Below are 21,612 nucleotides of genomic sequence, written 5' to 3' on the forward strand. Positions count from 1 at the left end.
AAAACTTCCTTATGTGGACAAAATACCCTTACACATCACGCCGGACCTGGGTACCTGTGAGAAATGACAGTTCCGACAAGCGGCACTGCTTCCTTGGAGCGGTAACCAAGCAGTGTCTGGCCTTTTCAATTAACTCAACAGAGCGACGGACGCCGGGCCTCAACGGCGCAACAGCCGCAAGTACCCAACTTTAGCAATGCAATGATGTTTCAACCGAAGGGATAATCCGGACAACATGTAGGATTTTTCCACATGCAAGCTTAGCCAATCCTGGCCAGCCCATAAGGATCAGTCGGTGGTGCTCGGACTCCAGAAGGCCTGCACCACCAGGGTTGACGTTGAGAGGCGCGCCACCAGCGCGTCCAGTTCGTCGCCATCCACCGACGTGGCGGCGAGGATGGCCTCGATTTCCACTTCGTCACTGCCGAACGGTCGCACGTCGACGTCGCTGGCAGGGTAGTTGCAGCGTGCCAACTCGGCTTCCAGTAACACCATCACGGCCTGTTGCTGACTGCGGCGCGCAATGACATAGAGGATATTGGTGACCTCTGCCGACACCACGTCCAAGGGCTGACGATTGATGTTGTTGACGATCGGCCGCAGCAAGGTGTTGGCCGCCAGCACAAACAGCGTGCCCAGCAACGCCTCGAGGATCAGGTCGGCACCGGCGCAGGCGCCCACCGCGGCCGAAGCCCAGAGGGTTGCGGCCGTGTTGAGCCCGCGCACATTTCCCTCCTCCCGCATGATCACACCCGCCCCCAGGAAGCCAATGCCCGACACCACATAAGCGACCACGCGCACCGCGCCTTCCGCACCGCCCAGTCGGTTGGCCATGTCGACAAAGATCGCCGCGCCCACCGCCACCAGCACATTGGTACGTAAGCCGGCGGTGCGCTGGCGGTACTGGCGCTCGAACCCGATGAGGCCACCGAGAATAAACGCAGCGCTGAGGCTGACCACGGTGTCGACCAGGGAGTTGAGGTTGATGTTGTTGATTGCCTGCATAAGAAATCTCCATGAATGCAGCGGCACATTGGTAACTCGCAGGTCCCTGTAGGAGCTGGCTTGCCTGCGATAGCGGTACACCACCAATGAATCTGGCGACTGATACACCGTCATCGCGGGCAAGCCCGGCTCCCACAGGATTTGCGATGTTGCATGGAACCTGTTACTGCCAGCCAAACCTGCGAATGTAGTAGCCCTTCACTGCCTGAGTCAGCGCCATGTAAGCCAGCAAAATCACCGGCAGGAACACGAAGTACAGCGACGGCAGCGCCTGCAATTTGAAGTAGTGCGCCAAAGGCCCCATCGGCAGGAATATCCCCACGGCCATGATCACGCCGGTCATCAACATCAACGGCAGCGCTGCGCGGCTTTGCAGGAATGGGATTTTTGGCGTGCGGATCATGTGCACGATCAGGGTCTGGGTCAGCAGCCCCACCACAAACCAGCCGGATTGAAATAGCGTTTGGTGGTCTGGAGTGTTGGCATCAAACACATACCACATGAGTGCGAACGTGGTGATGTCGAAGATCGAACTGATCGGCCCGAAAAACAACATGAAGCGCCCCACTTCCCCCGGCTGCCAGCGTTGCGGCGTGGCAAGCATCTCGTCATCGACGTTGTCGAACGGAATCGCAATCTGCGAGATGTCATACAGCAGGTTTTGCACCAGCAGGTGCATCGGCAGCATCGGCAAAAACGGGATAAAGGCACTGGCCACCAACACCGAGAACACGTTGCCGAAGTTCGAACTGGCGGTCATCTTGATGTATTTGAGCATGTTGGCGAAGGTGCGCCGGCCTTCCAGCACGCCCTCCTCCAGGATCATCAGGCTCTTCTCCAGCAGGATGATGTCAGCCGCTTCCTTGGCGATGTCCACCGCACTGTCCACCGAAATCCCGATATCCGCCGTGCGCAGCGCCGGAGCATCGTTGATGCCATCGCCCATAAAGCCGACCACATGTCCGTTGGCCTTGAGCAGCCGCACGATGCGTTCCTTGTGGCTGGGCGTGAGCTTGGCAAACACATTGGTGGTTTCCACGGCCAGGGCCAGTTCGGCGTCGCTCATCGACTCGATGTCGTTGCCCATCAGCAAGCCTTGTTGCTCCAGGCCCACTTCGCGGCAGATCTTCGCCGTGACCAGTTCGTTGTCGCCGGTCAACACTTTCACCGCCACGCCGTGGGCCTTCAGGGCCTTGAGGGCGGGCGCGGTGCTTTCCTTGGGCGGGTCGAGAAACGCCACGTAGCCGATCAGCGTCAGGTTGTTTTCATCGGCCAGGGTGTAGGTGTCACGTCCTGCCGGCATCGGCTGCGCCGCTACCGCCACCACCCGCAGCCCTTCTTCGTTAAAGGCCGCGGTCACCTGGCGAATGCGCGCCAGCAGTTCGTCGGTCAGTGCCTCATCGACGTCACCATGACGCACGCGATTGCATACCGACAAAATTTCCTCCACCGCCCCTTTGCAGATCAACAGGTGCGGTTGGTGCTCCTCGGCCACCACCACCGACATGCGGCGGCGGTTGAAGTCGAATGGGATCTCGTCGACCTTGTGGAACGCGGTACCGACTTTCAGCTCACGATGGATGTCCACATGCTCGAGCACGGCCACATCCAACAGGTTTTTCAGGCCGGTCTGGTAGTAGCTGTTGAGATAGGCCATTTCCAGCACGTCGTCCGACTCCTGGCCCCACACGTCCACATGGCGCGCCAGGAAAATCTTGTCCTGAGTGAGCGTGCCGGTCTTGTCGGTGCACAGCACGTCCATGGCGCCGAAGTTCTGGATCGCGTCCAGGCGCTTGACGATGACCTTCTTGCGCGACAGAAACACCGCGCCCTTGGCCAAGGTCGAGGTGACGATCATGGGCAGCATTTCCGGGGTCAAGCCTACCGCAATCGACAGCGCGAACAGCAACGCCTCGGTCCAGTCGCCCTTGGTGAAGCCGTTGATGAACAGCACCAGCGGCGCCATCACGAACATAAAGCGAATCAGCAACCAACTGACCTTGTTGACCCCCTGCTGGAACGAGGTGGTCGCACGGTCCGTCGCCGTGACGCGTTGCGCCAAGGCACCAAAATACGTGCTGTTGCCGGTGGCGAGGATGACCGCCGTGGCGGCGCCGGACACGACGTTGGTGCCCATAAACAGAATGTTCTCCAGCTCCAGCGGGTTGCGCGTGTGGGCGTCCTGCTGGTGGGCGAACTTTTCCACCGGCATGGATTCGCCGGTCATCGCCGCCTGGCTGACGAACAAGTCCTTGGCGCTGAGCACGCGGCAGTCCGCGGGGATCATGTCGCCGGCCGACAATACAATCAGATCGCCTGGCACCAGTTGCTTGATCGGCAGTTCAATGCGCTTGGCAGACTCGCGGCGCAGCACCGTCGCGGTATTGCTCACCATGGCCTTCAAGGCGTCGGCGGCCTTGTTAGACTTGGCCTCCTGCCAGAAGCGCAACAGGGTCGAGAGCACCACCATGGAGAAAATCACCGTGGCGGCCTTCATGTCTTCGGTCAGCCAAGAGATCACCGCCAACAGGGTCAGCAGCAGGTTGAACGGATTCTTGTAGCAATGCCACAGGTGCACCCACCACGGCAGCGGCTGTTCGTGCTCGACTTCGTTAAGGCCGTATTGCACGCGCAGGGCGTCGGCTTCCTGAGTGCTCAAGCCCTCGGCGTGGCTGCCCAGCACGCCCAGCAATTGCACAGTGCTGCGGTTGGCAGAGGCCACCAGTGTCTGCGCCAGGCTGGGCGGTACTTCGCGGCTGACGCTGGCATCGGTCACGGTTTCCAGCATCGCCAGGCGGCGAAAATGCCGGGCGATATGCCGGGTCCGCAGGAAACCGGCGAAGAACTCTTTGAGCAAAGTGAGGTTCATGGTGTAACTCCTGCGCGAGGAAAAACCGTCGTGCAGGTACTGCCCGTCCACACCGCGCCCGTCACACAGGCACAGCCGAACCTGGCCCGCCCGCCGTAACAGGCAGGCGCGTCCGTAGCATCCAGGCGTTACCCAGGTGCTGGTCAGCGTCGATGAGAGGGAATCAGGCAGTTGCCAGGAGTGGCCACCGCCGGGATGCCGCTTCTCGCTTTATGAGGCGAGACAACGGCATCTGGAAAATGCGCGTTACCTTGCCAAGTAGAGGCCGGTTACCGAAACCGGCCGACGACTGTCACTCGAACAAGTACCCACTGAGGGTCTCCGCTATTGATGAAAACGCGCGAAGCTTACGCCCCGATGTTGGCGGAGTAAACCGTAGGAAAGTGCCAGCCTGGTGAATAAGAAGATTCTTCAGGATGGGTTCAGGAAAGAGCGTTTTGCTTACTTTTGTCTGGGCCGGCAGTCCGGCTTTTCAAAAGTGAGCCGCTGTAAAAGCGGAACCCTGAGTAGCCGTTACCGCAGGAATGGATATGTACACGGTCCAACTGTGTTGACTGTCAGGCCGTCTTCGCAGGCAAGCCAGCTCCCACATTTGGATCGCGGTGCGTCAGCTCGATCAGCGTCTACCTGGGATTGATGTACATCCCTGGCTATGGCGTATCAGGTCGATCCCTTTCAACCAACGCCACGTAGTCTTCAATGCTCGCGCTGGCAACACCCTTTACCTGGATAGACACCTTATTCACCTGCCGACCCATCGTGATGCCCTCGCGGGTACGCACCTGTACATAGCCAAGTCTGGGCCAAAAACGCTCGGCCCTGGTATTGCCCACCACTACCGTCAGCCGCAGCCACTGGGCGCCCTTCGCCACCGCCCAGGCCTCAAGGTCCGCGTGCAAGCGCTGCGCCAGCCCGCTGCCGTGCCAGCGCGCATGCACCAGCAGCAACCCGATGTGCCACACCCCGGTAGCGAGCAAATCCGCGGCGATATTCACCACGGCGACCAGGTGGCCCTGCGCATCTCGGTAACCCAGCCAGTACAGGCGGCTGCAATGCCAGCCGGCGGGTAATTGGCCGCGTAATTCTTCCCGTGCTTCGGTCGGGGTAGCCGGTTCGCCATTCACCGCGATGAAGTAAGCCGGCGCCTGTTCAAAAAACTGCTGCAGCTCAGCTTCATCGCAGCCAAGCAGCTCAACCACCCGAATGCCTTCGAGGAAACTGCCAGGCAACACCTGTGGATCAACGTCCATGTTCAACCTCTTCAATCATCCCGTGTCAGCACTTCCAGCAATTCAATTTCGAAGCGCAGATTACTGTTGGGTTTGATATGCGCGCCCATCGAGCGCTCGCCATAGGCCAGGTGCGCCGGTACATACAACGAGCGTACACCGCCAACCTGCATGCCCATCAAGCCCTGGTCCCACCCCTTGATCACGCGGCCAGTGCCGATCACGCACTGGAACGGTTTGCCCCGCTCCCAGGAGGAATCGAACACCGTGCCATCTTCCAGGGTGCCGGTGTATTGGGTGGTGATCAGCGCGCCTTTGACCACGGCTTTGCCGTCGCCCAGGCGGATGTCGGTGACCTGTAGTTCGTCGTTGCTCATGGGGTTCTCATTGAAGGGTCAAAGGCTGGGGTTTTCCCAGAATCGGAGGGGTTTGGCAAGTGCAGGGAAATGGCCAACGTGATGGTGGACCGTTCGCTGGAATGCATACAGCCGCGTTAGCGCAATCCAATGTGGGAGCTGGCTTGCCTGCGAAGGCGGTGTGTCAGTCAATGCACCTGTGACTGCACGACCGCTTTCGCAGGCAAGCCAGCTCCCACATTGAATCTGCATGCATTCAGAGGTCGCCGTGTCGACCCTTTACAACCAATGCCAGAACCGGCTCCAGAACCCGCGCCCCAACTCATCCTTGCACCCGGCATATTGGCGCGCATACATCTGCGAACGCGCCTGTACCTTGCTCGCTACCGGCGGCAGCCAGGCTTTGCTGGCATAGGTGCGCTGGCGGTAGCCGCCCCAGCCTTCGTGGTAGTTCAGGTACTGGCCGTAGGCATCGTATTTGTAGACGCCGTTGATGGTGTAGGTCTTGTCCATGTACCAGCCGATAAAGTCGATCGCGTCGTCGAAGTCTTCGCGATCAGCGCCGCTGCGGCCGGTGGCTTTGCGGTAGTCGTTCCATACTTCATCCTTGGCCTGGGCATAGCCGGAAGCGGTGGAGACGCGGCCCCAAGGGATGATCCACAGCAGGTATTTACGCGGGGTCTTGGCGTCGTGGCGAAAGCCCGACTCCTGATACATGATGGCGAACGGCACCTGGATCGGTACGCCCCAGCGCTTTTGCGTGACCTTGGCGGCGTCGTACCAGTCGTCTTTTTCGCGGAAGATACCGCAGAGGTCGTTGGGCGTGCGTGGCGGCGAGGTGCCGCACGCCGCCAACAGGGAAGTGAGTAATAACAGTCCGACGGCTTTGCCTGCGCTCAAGGGTCACCTTTGTGGGATAAGGGTAAAATGCCAGCATTTTACCCCTTCACACAGGCGGCGTCCTTGCCGCAGACATCTTTAAGCCAAAGGCACGCGACGGGTAGTCAGCGCGATACGACCAATAAAGAAGCTCAACGCCGCACCCAACAGCAGCATGGCCAAGGTGCTCCAGGCCGCGCGGGACAGTTGCTTGGCAGCGACTTCACCGGCTTCACGGGCTTTCTGTTCAGCCTGCTTTTTCAGCTCATCGACCTTTTGCATGGCTTGCTGATAAGCCTGGGCATAGTTGTCGACGATCTGCGTGGCTTCTTCTTTGCTCTTGCCAGTGCGGGCCGCGACGATGTTGACCAGCGCCTCTTTATCCGCTGCATTCAATGCTGGCTCGCCGGACGCTTTCACACGTTCGAACCATTGCTTGAGCTCATCACCGGCCTGGGCAGGATTGGTCGCTGCATCGGTAGCCGACTGCTTGCCATCGGCAGCTGCCTGATCGGCTTTCTGCTCGACATTGGCAGGGTCCAGTTCAGCCTTGCCGCTCTGCTTGAGCAAGGTATCCAGTTGGCCTTGCAGGCTGTTCCAGTCCAACTCGATGCCCTGCTCGTTCAACTGTTGCTTGATGCTATTGCCAATCCCCGGCGCGGCGGCAGCAATGCCACTGCCCGCAGCAGACAGACCTTTACCCACCACGTTGCCGGCCGTACCGACCACGCTGGAAGCCAGGCCCGCCAACAGCCAAGTGGTGAGCAAGGTGGTCAAGGTCCAGGTCAGCACCCCATGCAGGCCGCCACGATCCGGCGCGGTGCGGCCGGCCACGAACGCGCCCAACGCGATGGCGACCAGAGTCGATACAAACAACCAGATACCCGCACCCGTGCCAAAACCGCTCAACGGGTTGCCCGCTTCCATCGGGTCAACGGCACTGGCGCCAATGGCGGTGCCCAACACACTCAAGACCAGGTAGGTGACCAGTGCGATTGCACTACCGGCCAATACCGAGCTCCACGACACTCGAAACAGCGATCGATTGGTTTCATAGACAGTGGTCATACAAAGGTCCTTTTCAAATTGAGGAGCAAGGCAATGTGCCTTGATGGGTGTGAGTGTGGCGAAACGACATACGTTCAGTCCTGGCCCATATGCACCAGGTGGTCTGGTGCATTCGCACTGCCCCGTGGGTAATTACTCTGCACTATCCTGAAGCCAGGATGTCGTAACCCAATGTGCCTTGCCCTGCCCTAATCGGAGACGTTATGACCCAGGATGTTCTCGCCAAAGAAACCAACCGCCGCCAACTGCAAACCATCATCTCCGGGCTGTCCGACGGTGTGATTCTGGCCGAGGTCGACCAGACCATTCTCTGGGCCAATGAAGCGGCGTTGACCATGCATGGGGTCAGCGAGGTCAAGGAACTGGGCGCCAATACCGAGGCGTACGCCAAACGCTTTGCCCTGCGCTATCGCAACAACCATCCCTTGCCACTGGACAGCTACCCCCTCAGCCGCGTGGCTGCCGGCGAAGAGTTCAGCGATGTGGTGGTGGAAGTCACACCCGCCGACGACGAACACCGCAGTTGGGTACATCGCCTGCGCAGCCTGGTGCTGACCGATGCCCAGGGTGAACCTGAGTTGCTGGTACTGATCCTCAGCGACGCCACCGAATGGGCCAGCGCCGAGCAACGCTTTGAGAAAACCTTCAACGCCAACCCGGCGCCCGCGGTGATCTGTCGCCTCAGCGACCTGCGCTACATCAAGGTCAACCAGGGTTTTCTGGAGATGACCGGCTACAACCGCGACCAGGTCATCGGCAAATCTGTGTATGAACTGGATGTGCTAGAACAGGCCGAGCGCAAGGACCTGGCGATCCAGCGCCTGGGCGAAGGCGCGACCATCCCGCAGATGCAGGCCGAACTGAGACTGCCCGAAGGTGGCAGCAAACTGGTGATCGTCGCCGGCCAACCGTTGGACATGAACGAGGAAGACTGCATGCTGTTTTCCTTCACCGACCTGGAGCCTCGGCGCAAAGCCGAGATCGCCCTGCGCCAGAGCGAAGAACGCTTCGCCAAATCCTTCCGCCTGACGCCCGTGCCGACCCTGGTATGCAGTGCCGACAACCGCCAGGTAGTAGACATCAACGAAGCCTTCATGAGCATCACCGGCTACATCAGCGAGGAATTGATCGGCAAATCCATCGAAGACATCAACTTCATCGACAGCCCCCAGGCCGGCGCGCAGTTGTTCGCCACCCTGGAAAAAGCCGGCAACCTTGAAGGCCAGGACCTCAAGGTGCGCAAGAAAGGCAACGAGGTGATCGACTGCGTGGTATCCGCCGACACCGTGATTATCCAGGACGTCCCCTGCTACCTGATGGTGCTGATGAACATCACCGAGCGCAAACGCTCGGAGCTGGAACTGGTGGCGGCCATCGAGGAAGTCATGCAGGACGCGTCCTGGTTCAGCCAGACCCTGATCGAGAAGCTGGCCAACGCCAAGAGCGTCAACAGCCCCAACCTGCCGAATGTTTCCTTCACCGACCTCACCGCCCGCGAGCGCGATGTATTGGGCCTGATCTGCGAGGGCCTGGCGGACAAAGAAATCGCCTCGCGCCTGAAACTGGCGCCCAACACCGTGCGTAATCATGTGGCCACGGTGTATTCCAAGCTGGGGGTGCACAGCCGTAGTGCTGCGATCGTCTGGGCTCGTGAACGCGGGCTGTTTGCCGGTGATTTGCGCCTGAAAAACAAGCCCTGACCCTGCAAATGCACTAGTGCGTCTAGTGCGAATTCGCCTTATTGAGCGGCGGTGCAAGCAATAACCTTCAAGGGATCGTATTTATGCCTAGAAGGAACCCGCATGTTTACCCTCTCTCAGCTGCGCAACTGCATCGAAGAAGGCCTGTCACCGCTGACGTGCGAATTCACCCTGTGCCGGGACGCGTCCTTGACCCTCAAGGTCTACGATGCCGAGACCGGCCGCGTCGACCTGGTGGTTACTGGCATCAGCACCAACCGCCTGCAGACCCCGCAGGAAGTAGCGAAAATGGTGGATGAATTGCGCTACGAGCTGCAAAGCAACAACGTCGGCAAGCTCACGCTGGATGATTTGCCTTTATCGCCGCTCCCATGAAATAAAACACCCCGCCGGCAACGATAAACGCCCCCAGCATGTAGAACATGTAATGGGCCGGCAGGCTGGCCAACACCAGCCCACACAGCACCGGCCCCAGCGCCGCACCGAGGTTGGACAGGTTTTGCGCCCCGTAATACATGCCCCGCAGGTGGTCCGGGGCAATTCGGTCGATAAACATGTATTCGGCCGGAAACACGATGATCTCCCCGACGGTGAACACCGCCATCGCCAGCACCCAGCCCACCACGCTGGTGGACAGCCCGAAGCCAATCAACCCCAGCATGAACATGCTCAAGCCAGCGATCAGCCACTGGCTCAGGTAACGGTGCGAGATGCGCCGGCCAATCAAGTACTGCAAGGCAATCACTAGCACGGCGTTGGTGGTCAGCACCGCGCTGATCACCGTGTAGGTGTATTCGGCGGTCGTGGTGGTCACCAGGTATTGCGACAGATAGGCCGTGAACTGGCCGAACACCACCGCGCTGAGTAAACCGCCGAGGGTGAAGCACACTAGGCGACGGTCCTGCAGCAAAACGCGGGCGACGGCAAGGAACGGCAGCGGCTTTTGCGTGGCGTCCACCGTGGCCAAGTTACGGTCACCCCAGCGCCCGTACAGCAGAAAAAACCCCAGCCCCAACAGCGCCGACAGAATAAACGGCAGGCTGATATCCAGCTTGGCCACCATCGCGCCAAAGAACGGCCCCACGGCATAGCCGATATTGGTAAGCGTGTATTTGATGGAAAACACTTCGCTGCGCGCGTCTTCGGGCAGCAGGCTGGCGAAGCCGGCTTTCACCGCAATATCGATGACGGCGTAGGCCAGGTTGATCAGGATCAGGCAGCCATAGAACGACCAGATATTTTGCGCCAGCACCGTGCCGATAAACCCCAGCACAAACACCAGGCTCAAGCCGAGCAACAGGCGATAGCTATTGATGCGGTCGACCAGGAAACCACCGTAGACACTGAGTAGCGAACCGACGATCAGCGAACTGCCGATTACCAGGCCGACCTGGGTAATGTCCAAGGCGAAATGGCTGGTGAGGTAGATCACGAGATAAGGAAAAGTGATGGCCTTGGCCAGCGTAAGCAGCAACGTGGCGCACAGCAACAGGTTCACGGTGCGGGGGTAGTTTCTGATGGTGGCAAGCATCCTGCTCTCGTTCTTCAAAGGTAACGCGACCATTGCGGTCGGTTACCTTAACGCAAGAAACATGAAACGAGCAGATGCCCCGGCGGGATTATTTCTTGACTGGCGTAATCTCGAGGATGGTGCCGTTGGTGGTCTTGAGCAGGACGTACTTGTCGCCTACGCGCGCCCACTGGCTTTCTTCTTCGGGCTGCTTCAGGCCGCGCTTTTTCCAATCGCTGATGGCCGACTCCTTGCGCATCAGGATATCCGGAGCGCGGTCGCCTTCTTTCAAATCACGAGCGTTGATGTTTGAAGGTTGCACGGTTTCCTGAGGGGTATCGCCGGCCTGCACTACAGCGCTGACGGAGGAAAAGCTGGCAGCGACCAGCAGGCAAGCGGCTAAGGTTTTCGACTTCATGGGTGCTCCTTCAATTAATGGTGCGTACCCAGATTCCGACCGCGGCGGCGCGTAATCATTCAGCCGTATTTCCCTGTGGCCAGAGATTGCTCCCGCTGGGCTGCGCAGCGGCCCCAATCCATTCACCGCATGTTTTCAGTGGGTACGCGGTCGGGCTTTTTGGGGCAGCTTCGCGGCCCAGCGGGAGCAAGCTCCCTCGCCACAGGGGGGTACACCGTTATAGCCAGGCGGCGTCCCAGAGCGAGTAGTCGCCAACATGCTCGACCAGTCCGGCTCGCAGTGGGTTGGCGATGATGTAGCGAGCAGCCTTGATAAGGTCTTCATCGGCCCGCACCGCACGATCATGATAGCCGTACTGCCAAAAAGCACCGTGCGTGCGACGGGCTCGGTTGATGGTCAGTGTGCTGCGCGACTTCACCCGTTTCATCACTTCAGGCAGCGTCGCGCCTCGCAATTCAAATAACCAGTGAAGGTGGTCCGGCATAATGCCCCAAGCCAGCGAGTTGACCAGTCCAAGGTCATGGGCTCGTTTGAGCTCGGCAACCAATAGCCGCCCCAGGTAAAGATCGGCAAATACCGGGCGACGTTGATAAACCACGGCAGTCACCAAATAAGCTCGACCAGGTTCTGAATAACGGCCACGTCGCAACAAATGAGAGTTGGGCTTGTGAAGCAATCCTTTGCTCCCCTGAATGGTTGAATGGTCCATTCAACCTAGCAGGCACCTGAGATGTCCCTGCCCAATACAGTTTCCCCATATTTCCCAATCCTCTGTGGCGAGGGAGCTTGCTCCCGCTGGGCTGCGCAGCAGCCCCAAAAAGCCACACCGCGCATCCACTGAACGCATGCGGTGAATGGGTTGGGGCCGCTTCGCTGCCCAGCGGGAGCAAGCTCCCTCGCCACAAGGGTTTGTGCATAGGGTTTGCGAGCGTGAAAATAATCGTGTAATTTTTCATGAAATTATTCGAATTAAATTTCATGACCCCTCAAGAAGAACTCGCCACCCTCGCGGCGCTGATCCACGACCTGCGCAAGCACAAGAAGCTCACCCTGGCCCAACTTGCGCAAAAAATCGAACGGTCGGTGGGGTTTCTGTCCCAGGTCGAACGTGGCCTGTCGCGCCCGACCGTGGCCGATTTAACCGCCATCAGTCACGCCCTCGATGTGCCCACCACCTATTTCTACAGCCTGCCCAAACCCAAGGCGGTGGATTGGGTCACACGCCCCAACGAGCGGCGCACGGTGTATTACGCCAATGGCATCACCGACATCCTGGTGTCGCCGAGCATGAACGGTGCGTTCTCGATGCTTGACAGCCTGTTGGCCCCCGGTGCCAACAGCGGCGAACAGAGCATGAGCGACCGTGCCGAACAGGCCGGATTTGTGCTCGAAGGCGAGTTGACCCTGTGGGTGGATGACGAAGCCGCGCCAGTCACCCTCAGCCCCGGCGACAGTTTCCACCTCGCCAGTTTCGCCCACTGCCGCTACGCCAACCTGACCGACCTGCCCGCCCGCGTCTTGTGGGTTTACAACTAGGAGCTGCACCCGTGAAAAGCCATTCCTCCACGTTGCTGGCCGAAGTACGCAGCTTTCGCCAGAACCACCCCGACGTGCGCTATGTCGACCTGATCGCCCTGGACATTCCCGGGCATTTCTACGGCAAGCGCTACCCCGTGGAGATGCTTGAAAAAGTCGCCGCTGGCAGCCCGCTGAAGCTGCCGCAGAATGCGGTATTGCTGGGGGTCCAGGGGGGGTTGTTCAAGATTGGCGACTACTGCTTCAACGATGGCGACCCGGATGCCAATCGCCGATTGGTGCCCGGCACGCTCAAACCGGTGAACTGGGAGTCGCAGCCATTGGGGCAAATGCTCATCACCTCGGACGGCACCGAAGCGCCCATCGAGTTCGAACCCCGCGAAGTCCTGGCCAAGGTCCTGGAACGCTTGCAGCATCAGGGCATTCATCCCGTGGTGGCGTTTGAGCTGGAGTTCTACCTGTTCGATAAACAGCTGGAAAACGGCCTGCCGCAATTCGCCCGCGACCCGCTCAGTGGGGATGCCGACGACCAGCCCAACCTGCATATCGAACGGCTGTCGCGTTTCAGCGACGTGCTCGACGACATGGCGCAAACCGCCAAGGACCAAGGCATCGACATCACGGTGATCACCGCCGAGATCGGCCCCGGCCAGTTCGAGATCAACTTCGGCCACTGCGATGACGGCCTGCGCGCCGCCGACTGGGCCGCCCTGTTCTGCCGCAGCACCCGTGGCGTTGCGCTCAAGCATGGTTACCGCGCCAGCTTCATGGCCAAACCCTATCTGCAATTTCCCGGCAGCGGCATGCACGTGCATGTCAGCCTTTACGACGCAGCGGGCAATAACTTGCTAGCGACCCATCAGCAGCGGCCATTGCGCCACGCCGTAGCCGGTTGCCTGGAATTGCTGCCCCACTGCATGCCGATCTTCTCGCCCAACCACAACGCCTTCCGTCGCCTGGGCGGCACGGTCAACGCTGCGACGCGGGCGAGCTGGGGCTTTGAAGACCGCGATGCCTGTGTGCGCATCCCCGAGTCCGACCCGCGCAACCTGCGGATCGAGCACCGCCTGGCCAGCGCCGATGCCAACCCTTACCTGGTGCTGGCGGCAATCCTGGTGGGCCTGGAGCACGGGCTTGAGGCCAAGCGCGAACCCATCGCGCCATTGAACGAAGACCGCAACAGCGGCACCGATTTCCCGGTGGAAATGCTCGACGCCGTGCGTGCCATGCAGCAGCAACCAATACTGCGCGACAAGCTGGGCGCGGAATTTGTCGACGTGTATTGCGAGAACAAACGCCAGGATCACCTGGCCTTTCAACAAGAGATCCATGCGCGAGAATATCGCTGGTTTCTCTGACCCCACCATGGAAATGCAGATGAGCGACCAAGCCGCCCCGGCCCTCAAGGAAATCTTCAACATCGAACGCCTGCAGCACATCGCCACCGAAATGACTGTGGTGTACCCGGCGTTCGACGCCAAGGGTTTTCTCCAGCACGCTTGCGTCGGGCTGGCCGAGTTATCGGTGATGCAACGCATGGCCCGGGTCAGCGAGAGCCTGCACGCGGTGATCCCGCTGGATTATGCGCAAACCCTCAAGCTGCTTTACGCTCTGGCACCGCGCATCAACAGCGGCTTTGTCAGCCTGTTCCTGGCGCATTACGTGGCGAGTTATGGCCTGGGTGATTTCAAACGTTCAATGGCCGCGCTGAAGTTTTTCACCACCTTTGGTTCGGCCGAGTTCGCCATTCGCCACTTCTTACTGCACGACTTCGAGCGCACCTTGGCAGTGATGCAGCAATGGTCGCTGGATGGCAACGAACACGTACGCCGCCTGGCCAGTGAAGGCTCACGCCCTCGCCTGCCTTGGTCGTTTCGCCTCGCCAACGTGCAGGCCAACCCCAAGATATGTGCGTCGATCCTGGATAACCTCAGGGCCGACAGCAGCCTCTATGTGCGCAAGTCGGTGGCCAACCACCTCAATGACATCACCAAGGACCACCCCGACTGGGTGCTCAACGTGATCGAAGGCTGGAACCTGGCCAACGCCCACACCGCCTGGATCGCTCGCCATGCGTTGCGCAGCTTGATCAAGCAAGGCGACACCCGCGCGCTGACGATCATGGGGGCCGGAGCCAAGGCTGAGGTGACGATCCGTGGACTGAGCGTCACCCCCGCCGTGATCCGATTGGGCGAGCGGATCAATCTGTCATTCCAGCTGGAATCCACCGCCACGCACGCGCAAAAACTGGTGGTGGACTACGCCATCGACTACGTAAAAAGCGCTGGCCACAGCGCATCCAAAGTGTTCAAGCTCAAGGCTTTTACCTTGGGCGCCGGCGAACGGCAGACCATCAACCGCGAGCAGCACATCCGCGAATTGACCACGCGCAAGCACTACCCCGGCACGCATCGGATACATGTTTTGATCAACGGTGAACGCCTGGCCAGTGCAGAGTTCGAACTGCTGAAACCTTGACACAAATCAAACAAAAGGCTCTAGCACGGGCCTTTCAGCCCGATAAATTGTCGAACAATCCTGGCCTTTGCCGTTGAGATCCATTATCATCCGGCGCCTTCTCGCTACCCGCCGGGTAGCTGTTTCAATGTGTCACCCGAGGCGCCCATGTACCGTTTTTCGTTTCACCGCCCTTTGATTGCCATCAGCCTGGGGCTGGTTTCCCATTCCGTCAGCGCAGCCCTGCAACCCATAGCCGAAGCCCCGCTGGCCAGTGACACCGAGCTGCACTGCCACTTCAACCGCGACGCCAGCACCGACTGCACCACCACTTACCGCTACACGATCCTCAAGGCCAACGGCCGCGAAATGCTTTCGCGCATCGACTTCGACTACTCCGAAGCCGACACCTTTGAAGTGGTCAGCGCTCAGTCCACCCAGCCTGGCGCCAAGCCCGTCGCCCTGGCCGCCACGCAAATCGATACCCGCAGCGCACCCAACCCGGACCAAGGCTTCAGCCGCGACAAGCAAACCTCCCTGGCCTTCCCCAACCTGCGCGTGGGCACGCAGATCCGCTACACGGTACGCCAGCATTACCCGGCCAAACCGCTGATGACCCAATTCCACTATGTGCTCAAATTCGGGCCCAGCTCAGCCCGCCGCGATCGCTTCAAGGCGCGCTTTACCGCCGAACGGCCGATCCAGTGGCGAAGTGAATTGTTCGACGGTTTCAAGGTAACGCCTTCGAGCAACGGCAAGACCCTGGATGTGGTGCAAAAAGCCCCGACCTACCTCAACTACATCAATGAATCCTCCGCCGCCGCACTACTGCGCGTCCCACGCCTGGAAGTGGGCAGCGCCGTGGACCGCCAGGCGTACTTCGGTGATTTCGCCCAGCGTTACAACCAGATCCTCGGCGCCACCCTGCCGGCGCAAGCCGCCGCCGCCGTGGCCGCCGCACGCAGCCTGGCGCCAGCTGAGCAAGTCGCGGCAATGATGCAGCACATCAATGATCACTACCGCTACCTGGGTGACTGGCGCGCGACCGAGCGCGGCTATGTGCCGTTCAGCCTGGCGGAAATCGAGCAGCACGGCTACGGCGACTGCAAGGACCTGGCGACGCTGCTGACGGCCATGCTCAAAGCCAGTGGCATCAAGGCTGAGACCGCGTGGGTCAGCCGTGGCGACGTGGTCGATGCCTTGCTGATCCCCGGCACCCAGGCGCCGAACCACGCCATCGTGCGTGCCGAAGTGAATGGCCAGGTGTGGTGGCTTGACCCGACCAACCCGGTCTTCGCCCCTGGCCAGACCATGCCCGATATTCAGGACCGCTGGGTGTTGGTCAACGATGCGCAGGGCCAGGTGCGCGAAGAACACATCCCACTGGAGCGCCCCGAAGTCTCGATACGCCTGGACAAACAGGTGCAGTACGGCAAAGAGGGAGATGGCGCGGTCAAGGCGACTATTACCTTCAGCCGCCTGCCGCTGATGCAACTGAGCGTCGCAGACCGCCAGCAAGGCACCACCGCCACCGACCAGAACATCTGCGCCAACTTCGGCAACGATATCAGCGACTGCCAGATCACCCGCGAACCCACCCGCTTTGTGGTACATGACGGCTACAGCGTCACCGCCCGCATGAACGATCAGCGCGCCCTGGAAAAACTGGCCAATGACTATGTCTACACCGACCCGTCCTTGAAAGACCGCTGGGAGGGCTACATCAACTATCGCCGCCAGGGGCAACAGGCCGACATTTATCTGGGCAATCCTGAAACCTATGACTACACCTACACCCTGGCAGGCGGGAAGATGGAAAAAGCCATCCCCGGCTGCAAGGTACGCTCGCCCTGGTACAACCTCGACCTGGACGGAAAACTGGAGAACGGCTCGCTGCGCTATCACTATCGCCTGAGCCAGAAAAAGCGCTGGCTGACCCATGCCGAAGTCACCAGCGATGCGTTCGGAAAGATGATTGAAGAGGCCCGGGCCTGTGCCGAGCAGGTGCATCAGGTAGTAAAGCTCTAGACTGTCCCTGACACACCACGATCCAAATGTGGGAGCTGGCTTGCCTGCGATGACGGCCGGTCAGCTTGCCCATCGGTGACTGACACACCGCCATCGCAGGCAAGCCAGCTCCCACATTTTAATCCGTGTGTGTCAGCGGGATTCGCCGAGCAACAAGCCCTGCTCCCTTGCGCACAGCTCCACCACATAATCCCACAACACCCGCAACCGCACCGACTTGTGCAGCTCCCGGCGCGAACTGATCCAATAGCTGCGCTGGATACCCTCCGCCGGTAGCAACGGCACCAACTCTCCATCCCCAGCCGCCATGAAACATGGCAACACCGCAATGCCCAACCCCGAACGCGCCGCCTGGTGCTGGGCGATCACGCTGGTGCTGTGGAACACCACCCGGGGGCTACGGCAGAAGCTGTTGAGGAACTTCAATTCCTGGCTGAACAGCAGGTCATCGACATAATCGATCCAGGCATGGGCAGAGAGGTCTTCACGTTTTTCGATGGGCGGGTTACGCGCCAGGTAGGCACGGCTGGCGTACAGCGCCAGACGATAATCGGTGAGTTTGCGCGTCACCAGTTGATCGGCGCTGGGGCGTTCCAAGTGAATGCTGATCTCCGCTTCGCGATTGAGGATGCTGACGAAACGCGGCACCGCGACCAGCTCCACCTCCAAACCTGGATAGCGTTCAAACAACCCGCCCATGCGTGCGGCCAGAAACATCACGCCCAGCCCTTCGGCTACACCAAGGCGAATCTTGCCCAGGGGCGCCGCAGAGTGGGTGAGCTCGTCTTCGGCCAGCAGTGCCACGTTTTCCATAGCTTCGGCATGTTTGAGCAATGCTTCGCCGGCAGGCGTCAGTTCATAGCCCTGGGCGTGCTGCACGAACAGCGCCGTGCCGAGGCTTTTCTCGATGGCGTCGATGTGCCGCGCCACGGTGGCATGCGTGGTTTTCAGGCGTTGGGCGGCGGTGAGCAGGCGGCCACTGCGCTGCAACTCGAGAAAAAACCGCAGGTCATTCCAGTCGAACATATCGCCTCCAGAGCCTGGGCCCGCCGGCGTTGTTTAAAAACGCACAGCGGGTGGGTAAAAACTAACATTTTTAAGACGAAAACTAACAACTAGGATGGGCCCAATAAGAAAAACAAGCGAGACCCCAGATGCCCAATGCAACTGCTGAATACGATTACATCGTCGTCGGCGCCGGCCCTGCCGGATGCCTGCTGGCCAATCGTCTGTCCGTCAACCCGGCTCACCGTGTCCTGCTGCTGGAAGCCGGTGGCCGCGACAACTACCCCTGGATCCATATCCCCGTCGGCTATCTGTTCTGCATCGGCAACCCACGCACCGACTGGTGCTTCAAGACCCAACCTCAAGCCGGCCTGCAGGGGCGCGCCTTGAGTTACCCACGGGGCAAAGTGCTGGGCGGCTGCTCGTCCATCAACGGCATGATCTACATGCGTGGCCAGGCCCAGGACTACGATGGCTGGGCGGCGGCGGGCAACGCGGGCTGGGCTTGGAAAGACGTACTGCCGCTGTTCAAACAGAGCGAAAACCATTTTGCCGGCGGCTCTGAATTCCACAACGAGGGCGGTGAGTGGCGCGTCGAGCAACAGCGCCTGTCGTGGCCGATCCTCGATGCGTTTCGTGAAGCGGCTGCCCAAAGCGGCATCGCCAATATCAATGACTTCAACCAGGGCGACAACGAGGGCTGCGGTTACTTCCAGGTCAACCAGAAAGCCGGTGTGCGCTGGAATGCGGCCAAGGCGTTCCTCAAGCCGATCCGCCAGCGCCCCAACCTCACCGTGCTGACTGAGGTAGAGGTTGAGCGTGTGCTACTGGAAAACGGTCGTGCCTCGCAGGTACTGGGACGCCAACACGGCCAGGCACTGAGCTGGAAGGCGCGCAAAGAGATCGTACTGTGCGCCGGCTCGGTGGGTTCGCCGGGCATTCTGCAACGCTCAGGGATCGGCCCTTCCCATGTGCTCAAGCCGCTGGGTATCAACGTGGTGCACGAGCTGCCAGGCGTTGGCGGCAACCTGCAAGATCACCTGCAACTGCGCCTGATCTACAAGCTGGAAAATGCCCGCACCCTGAACCAGATCGCCGGCACATTGTGGGGCAAGATGGGCATGGGCCTGCGCTACCTGTACGACCGCAGCGGCCCGCTGTCGATGGCGCCCAGCCAGCTTGGCGCGTTTGCCCGCTCCGGCCCGGAGCAAACCTCCGCCAACCTGCAATACCATGTGCAGCCACTGTCCCTGGAACGCTTTGGCGAACCGTTGCACGGCTTCCCGGCATTTACCGCGTCGGTCTGCGACCTGCGCCCCCAAAGTCGCGGCCGGGTGGATATCCGTTCGACCAACCCGGCGGATGCGCCGCTGATACAGCCTAATTACCTCAGCCACCCCGAAGACTTGCGCGTGGCCGCCGACGCTATTCGCCTGACCCGGCGCATCGTCGCCGCTCCGGCCCTGAGCCAGTTCAAACCGGTGGAATACCTGCCCGGCGAAGCCCTGCAAACTGAAGAACAACTGCACGAGGCCGCTGCACGGATCGGTACCACGATTTTCCATCCGGTGGGCACCTGCCGCATGGGCGATGACAAAGACGCCGTGGTCGACAGCCAGCTGCGCGTACACGGCATTCCCGGCCTGCGCATTGCGGATGCGTCGATCATGCCGCGCATCACCTCCGGCAATACCTGCTCACCCACGCTGATGATCGCGGAGAAGGCCGCGCAGCTCATCCTGTCCCCAAACACTGTAGGAGCGAGCTTGCTCGCGAAAAACCCAACGGCACCGCGCACTACAAGGCACCCCGCGTAATCATTAACGATATTGAAGACGTTGAAAAAATAGCGGCGCCGAGGTCAGCGCCGACAGTGGAACAACAATAAATAATCACTGTGAGGGACACCCGATGTCAGAACATGCTCAACCCCTGGGCTCGGCGGCCAGTGCAAGTACCGCCAACGAATCAAGAAAGGTCATCTTCGCCTCCTCCTTGGGGACGGTGTTCGAGTGGTATGACTTTTTTCTCTACGGCGCCCTGGCGGCGGTGATCAGCAAGCAGTTCTTTGCCGGGGTCAACGACACCACGGCGTTTATCTTTGCCTTGATGGCCTTTGCCGCAGGCTTTGTAGTGCGGCCATTCGGTGCGCTGGTGTTCGGCCGGCTGGGCGATATGATCGGGCGCAAGTACACCTTCCTCGTGACCATCATCCTGATGGGCGTGGCAACCTTCTGCGTCGGGTTGCTGCCGACCTACGCCAGCATCGGCATTGCTGCGCCGATCATCCTCATTGTGCTGCGCATGCTGCAGGGCCTGGCGCTGGGCGGTGAGTACGGTGGCGCCGCCACCTACGTGGCCGAGCATGCGCCACCGGGCAAGCGCGGCCTGCACACCAGCTGGATTCAATCCACCGCCACCCTCGGCCTGCTGCTGTCGCTGCTGGTGGTGCTGGCCTGCCGTTACTTCACCGGCGATCAGTTCGAAGTGTGGGGCTGGCGCATTCCGTTCTTGTTTTCCATCGTGCTGCTGGGCATCTCGACCTGGATCCGCATGAGCCTGCACGAATCGCCCGCTTTCTTGAAGATGAAAGAGGAAGGCAAGGCCTGCAAGGCGCCGATTCGCGAGTCCTTCGGCAAATGGGAAAACCTCAAGGTGGTGCTGATCGCGCTGTTCAGTATCAACGGCGGGCAGGCGGTGACCTTCTACGCGGCGCAGTTTTATGTGCTGTTCTTCCTCACCCAATTCCTGCGCATGGACCCGGCCCTGGCCAATATGCTGTTGATCATCAGCGTGGTAATTGGCGCGCCGTTCTTTATCCTGTTTGGTTGGCTGTCGGACAAGGTCGGGCGCAAGCCAGTGCTGATGCTCGGCCTGCTGCTGGCGACCGCCCTGTACTTCCCGATCTTCAAGGGCCTGGCGCACTACACCAACCCGGCAATGGACCAGGCCAGCCGACAGGCGCCGATCACCGTACTGGCCGACCCGGCCACCTGCACCTTCCAGTTCGACCCGGTGGGCAAGGCCCGTTTTGACAGCCCGTGCGACAAGGTCAAGACCTTCCTGGTCAAACAGGGTCTGCCCTACAGCAGCGCCGCCGCCCCTGTGGGCAGCCCGGTGCAAGTGAGCGTCGGCGATGTGCGTATCGACGGCTTTGATGAAGCGGCCCTGCGTGGCGCCGTGGCCCTGGCCGGTTACCCGTCATCGGCGGATGTGGCCCAGGTCAACAAGCTGATGGTGGTGGTGCTGATCGTGGTGCTGATCTTCATCGCTGCTATGTGCTACGGGCCGTTGGCAGCGCTGATGGTTGAGCTGTTTCCGACGCGCATCCGCTACACCTCGATGTCCCTGCCCTACCACATCGGTAACGGCTGGTTTGGCGGGTTTCTGCCGACGGTGTCGTTTGCCTTGGTGGTGTACACCGGCGATATCTTCTATGGGTTGTGGTACCCGGTGGTGGTGACGGGCGTGAGCCTGATCGTCGGGTTGTTCTGCCTCAAGGAAACCCGGCACGTGGATATCGAAAACAACTGATACCTCTGCCCTGTAGGA

At 60.2% G+C, this 21,612-nt stretch carries 18 protein-coding genes; 8 read left to right on the forward strand and 10 right to left on the reverse strand.

Going from position 1 to position 21,612, the window contains the following annotated elements; all coding sequences use genetic code 11:
• Positions 1-288: 288 nt before the first annotated feature.
• The 6 genes from BT204_RS25900 to BT204_RS25925 all read right to left on the reverse strand — a co-directional run bounded on the left by BT204_RS25900 (position 289) and on the right by BT204_RS25925 (position 7,406).
• Complete coding sequence (locus tag BT204_RS25900) at positions 289-1,005, reverse strand: MgtC/SapB family protein (protein WP_003190369.1); 717 nt, start codon at positions 1,003-1,005, stop codon at positions 289-291.
• A 163-nt stretch (positions 1,006-1,168) separates the two neighbouring features.
• Complete coding sequence (gene mgtA, locus BT204_RS25905; protein WP_054895754.1) at positions 1,169-3,874, reverse strand: magnesium-translocating P-type ATPase; 2,706 nt, start codon at positions 3,872-3,874, stop codon at positions 1,169-1,171.
• A 650-nt stretch (positions 3,875-4,524) separates the two neighbouring features.
• Positions 4,525-5,124 (reverse strand): GNAT family N-acetyltransferase, encoded by a 600-nt coding sequence (locus tag BT204_RS25910; RefSeq protein ID WP_034127077.1) that lies wholly within the window; start codon positions 5,122-5,124, stop codon positions 4,525-4,527.
• An 11-nt stretch (positions 5,125-5,135) separates the two neighbouring features.
• Positions 5,136-5,480 (reverse strand): FKBP-type peptidyl-prolyl cis-trans isomerase, encoded by a 345-nt coding sequence (locus BT204_RS25915; protein WP_034127076.1) that lies wholly within the window; start codon positions 5,478-5,480, stop codon positions 5,136-5,138.
• A 258-nt stretch (positions 5,481-5,738) separates the two neighbouring features.
• Positions 5,739-6,359: a transglycosylase SLT domain-containing protein gene (locus BT204_RS25920; protein WP_034127075.1), complete on the reverse strand. Its 621-nt coding sequence runs from the start codon at positions 6,357-6,359 to the stop codon at positions 5,739-5,741.
• A gap of 78 nt (positions 6,360-6,437) precedes the next feature.
• On the reverse strand, positions 6,438-7,406 hold the full coding sequence (locus BT204_RS25925; RefSeq protein ID WP_019821429.1) for a hypothetical protein: 969 nt from the start codon (positions 7,404-7,406) through the stop codon (positions 6,438-6,440).
• Between the two features lie 203 nt (positions 7,407-7,609).
• Between BT204_RS25925 and BT204_RS25930 the strand changes: the two genes are divergently transcribed.
• The gene (locus tag BT204_RS25930) at positions 7,610-9,106 is read left to right on the forward strand and encodes a PAS domain S-box protein (RefSeq protein ID WP_014717983.1); all 1,497 of its coding nucleotides are present in this window, start codon (positions 7,610-7,612) and stop codon (positions 9,104-9,106) included.
• Between the two features lie 102 nt (positions 9,107-9,208).
• Entirely contained in the window at positions 9,209-9,481 is a 273-nt protein-coding gene (locus BT204_RS25935) for a DUF1652 domain-containing protein (protein WP_003190355.1), read from the forward strand.
• Here the strand turns inward: BT204_RS25935 and BT204_RS25940 are convergent.
• From BT204_RS25940 to BT204_RS25950, 3 genes are all read right to left on the reverse strand, one after another.
• The gene (locus tag BT204_RS25940) at positions 9,444-10,637 is read right to left on the reverse strand and encodes an MFS transporter (protein ID WP_034127072.1); all 1,194 of its coding nucleotides are present in this window, start codon (positions 10,635-10,637) and stop codon (positions 9,444-9,446) included. The two genes, BT204_RS25935 and BT204_RS25940, sit on opposite strands and share 38 nt — an antisense overlap.
• A gap of 88 nt (positions 10,638-10,725) precedes the next feature.
• Positions 10,726-11,034 (reverse strand): RcnB family protein, encoded by a 309-nt coding sequence (locus BT204_RS25945; protein WP_054895758.1) that lies wholly within the window; start codon positions 11,032-11,034, stop codon positions 10,726-10,728.
• Positions 11,035-11,251: 217 nt separating this feature from the next.
• Complete coding sequence (locus BT204_RS25950; RefSeq protein WP_054922054.1) at positions 11,252-11,743, reverse strand: REP-associated tyrosine transposase; 492 nt, start codon at positions 11,741-11,743, stop codon at positions 11,252-11,254.
• A 269-nt stretch (positions 11,744-12,012) separates the two neighbouring features.
• Between BT204_RS25950 and BT204_RS25955 the strand changes: the two genes are divergently transcribed.
• The 4 genes from BT204_RS25955 to BT204_RS25970 all read left to right on the forward strand — a co-directional run bounded on the left by BT204_RS25955 (position 12,013) and on the right by BT204_RS25970 (position 17,055).
• A complete protein-coding gene (locus BT204_RS25955) occupies positions 12,013-12,570 on the forward strand; it encodes a helix-turn-helix domain-containing protein (protein WP_072448734.1) in 558 nt (185 codons plus the stop codon).
• An 11-nt stretch (positions 12,571-12,581) separates the two neighbouring features.
• Positions 12,582-13,928, forward strand: coding sequence for a glutamine synthetase family protein (locus tag BT204_RS25960; protein WP_072448736.1), 1,347 nt, complete (start codon positions 12,582-12,584; stop codon positions 13,926-13,928).
• Positions 13,929-13,947: 19 nt separating this feature from the next.
• A complete protein-coding gene (locus tag BT204_RS25965) occupies positions 13,948-15,048 on the forward strand; it encodes a DNA alkylation repair protein (protein WP_072448739.1) in 1,101 nt (366 codons plus the stop codon).
• 147 nt (positions 15,049-15,195) lie between these two features.
• Positions 15,196-17,055: a DUF3857 domain-containing transglutaminase family protein gene (locus BT204_RS25970; RefSeq protein WP_072448741.1), complete on the forward strand. Its 1,860-nt coding sequence runs from the start codon at positions 15,196-15,198 to the stop codon at positions 17,053-17,055.
• Between the two features lie 132 nt (positions 17,056-17,187).
• Here the strand turns inward: BT204_RS25970 and BT204_RS25975 are convergent, their stop codons facing one another.
• Positions 17,188-18,081 (reverse strand): LysR family transcriptional regulator, encoded by an 894-nt coding sequence (locus tag BT204_RS25975; RefSeq protein ID WP_034127066.1) that lies wholly within the window; start codon positions 18,079-18,081, stop codon positions 17,188-17,190.
• Between the two features lie 128 nt (positions 18,082-18,209).
• Here BT204_RS25975 and BT204_RS25980 point away from each other — a divergent pair, with 128 nt between their 5' ends.
• On the forward strand, positions 18,210-19,877 hold the full coding sequence (locus BT204_RS25980; protein ID WP_072448753.1) for a GMC family oxidoreductase: 1,668 nt from the start codon (positions 18,210-18,212) through the stop codon (positions 19,875-19,877).
• Positions 19,878-19,971: 94 nt separating this feature from the next.
• Complete coding sequence (locus BT204_RS25985; RefSeq protein WP_072448755.1) at positions 19,972-21,594, forward strand: MFS transporter; 1,623 nt, start codon at positions 19,972-19,974, stop codon at positions 21,592-21,594.
• The last annotated feature ends 18 nt before the right edge of the window (positions 21,595-21,612 follow it).

The organism is Pseudomonas sp. NFPP02 (assembly GCF_900119355.1).
GTDB lineage: Bacteria > Pseudomonadota > Gammaproteobacteria > Pseudomonadales > Pseudomonadaceae > Aquipseudomonas > Aquipseudomonas paracarnis.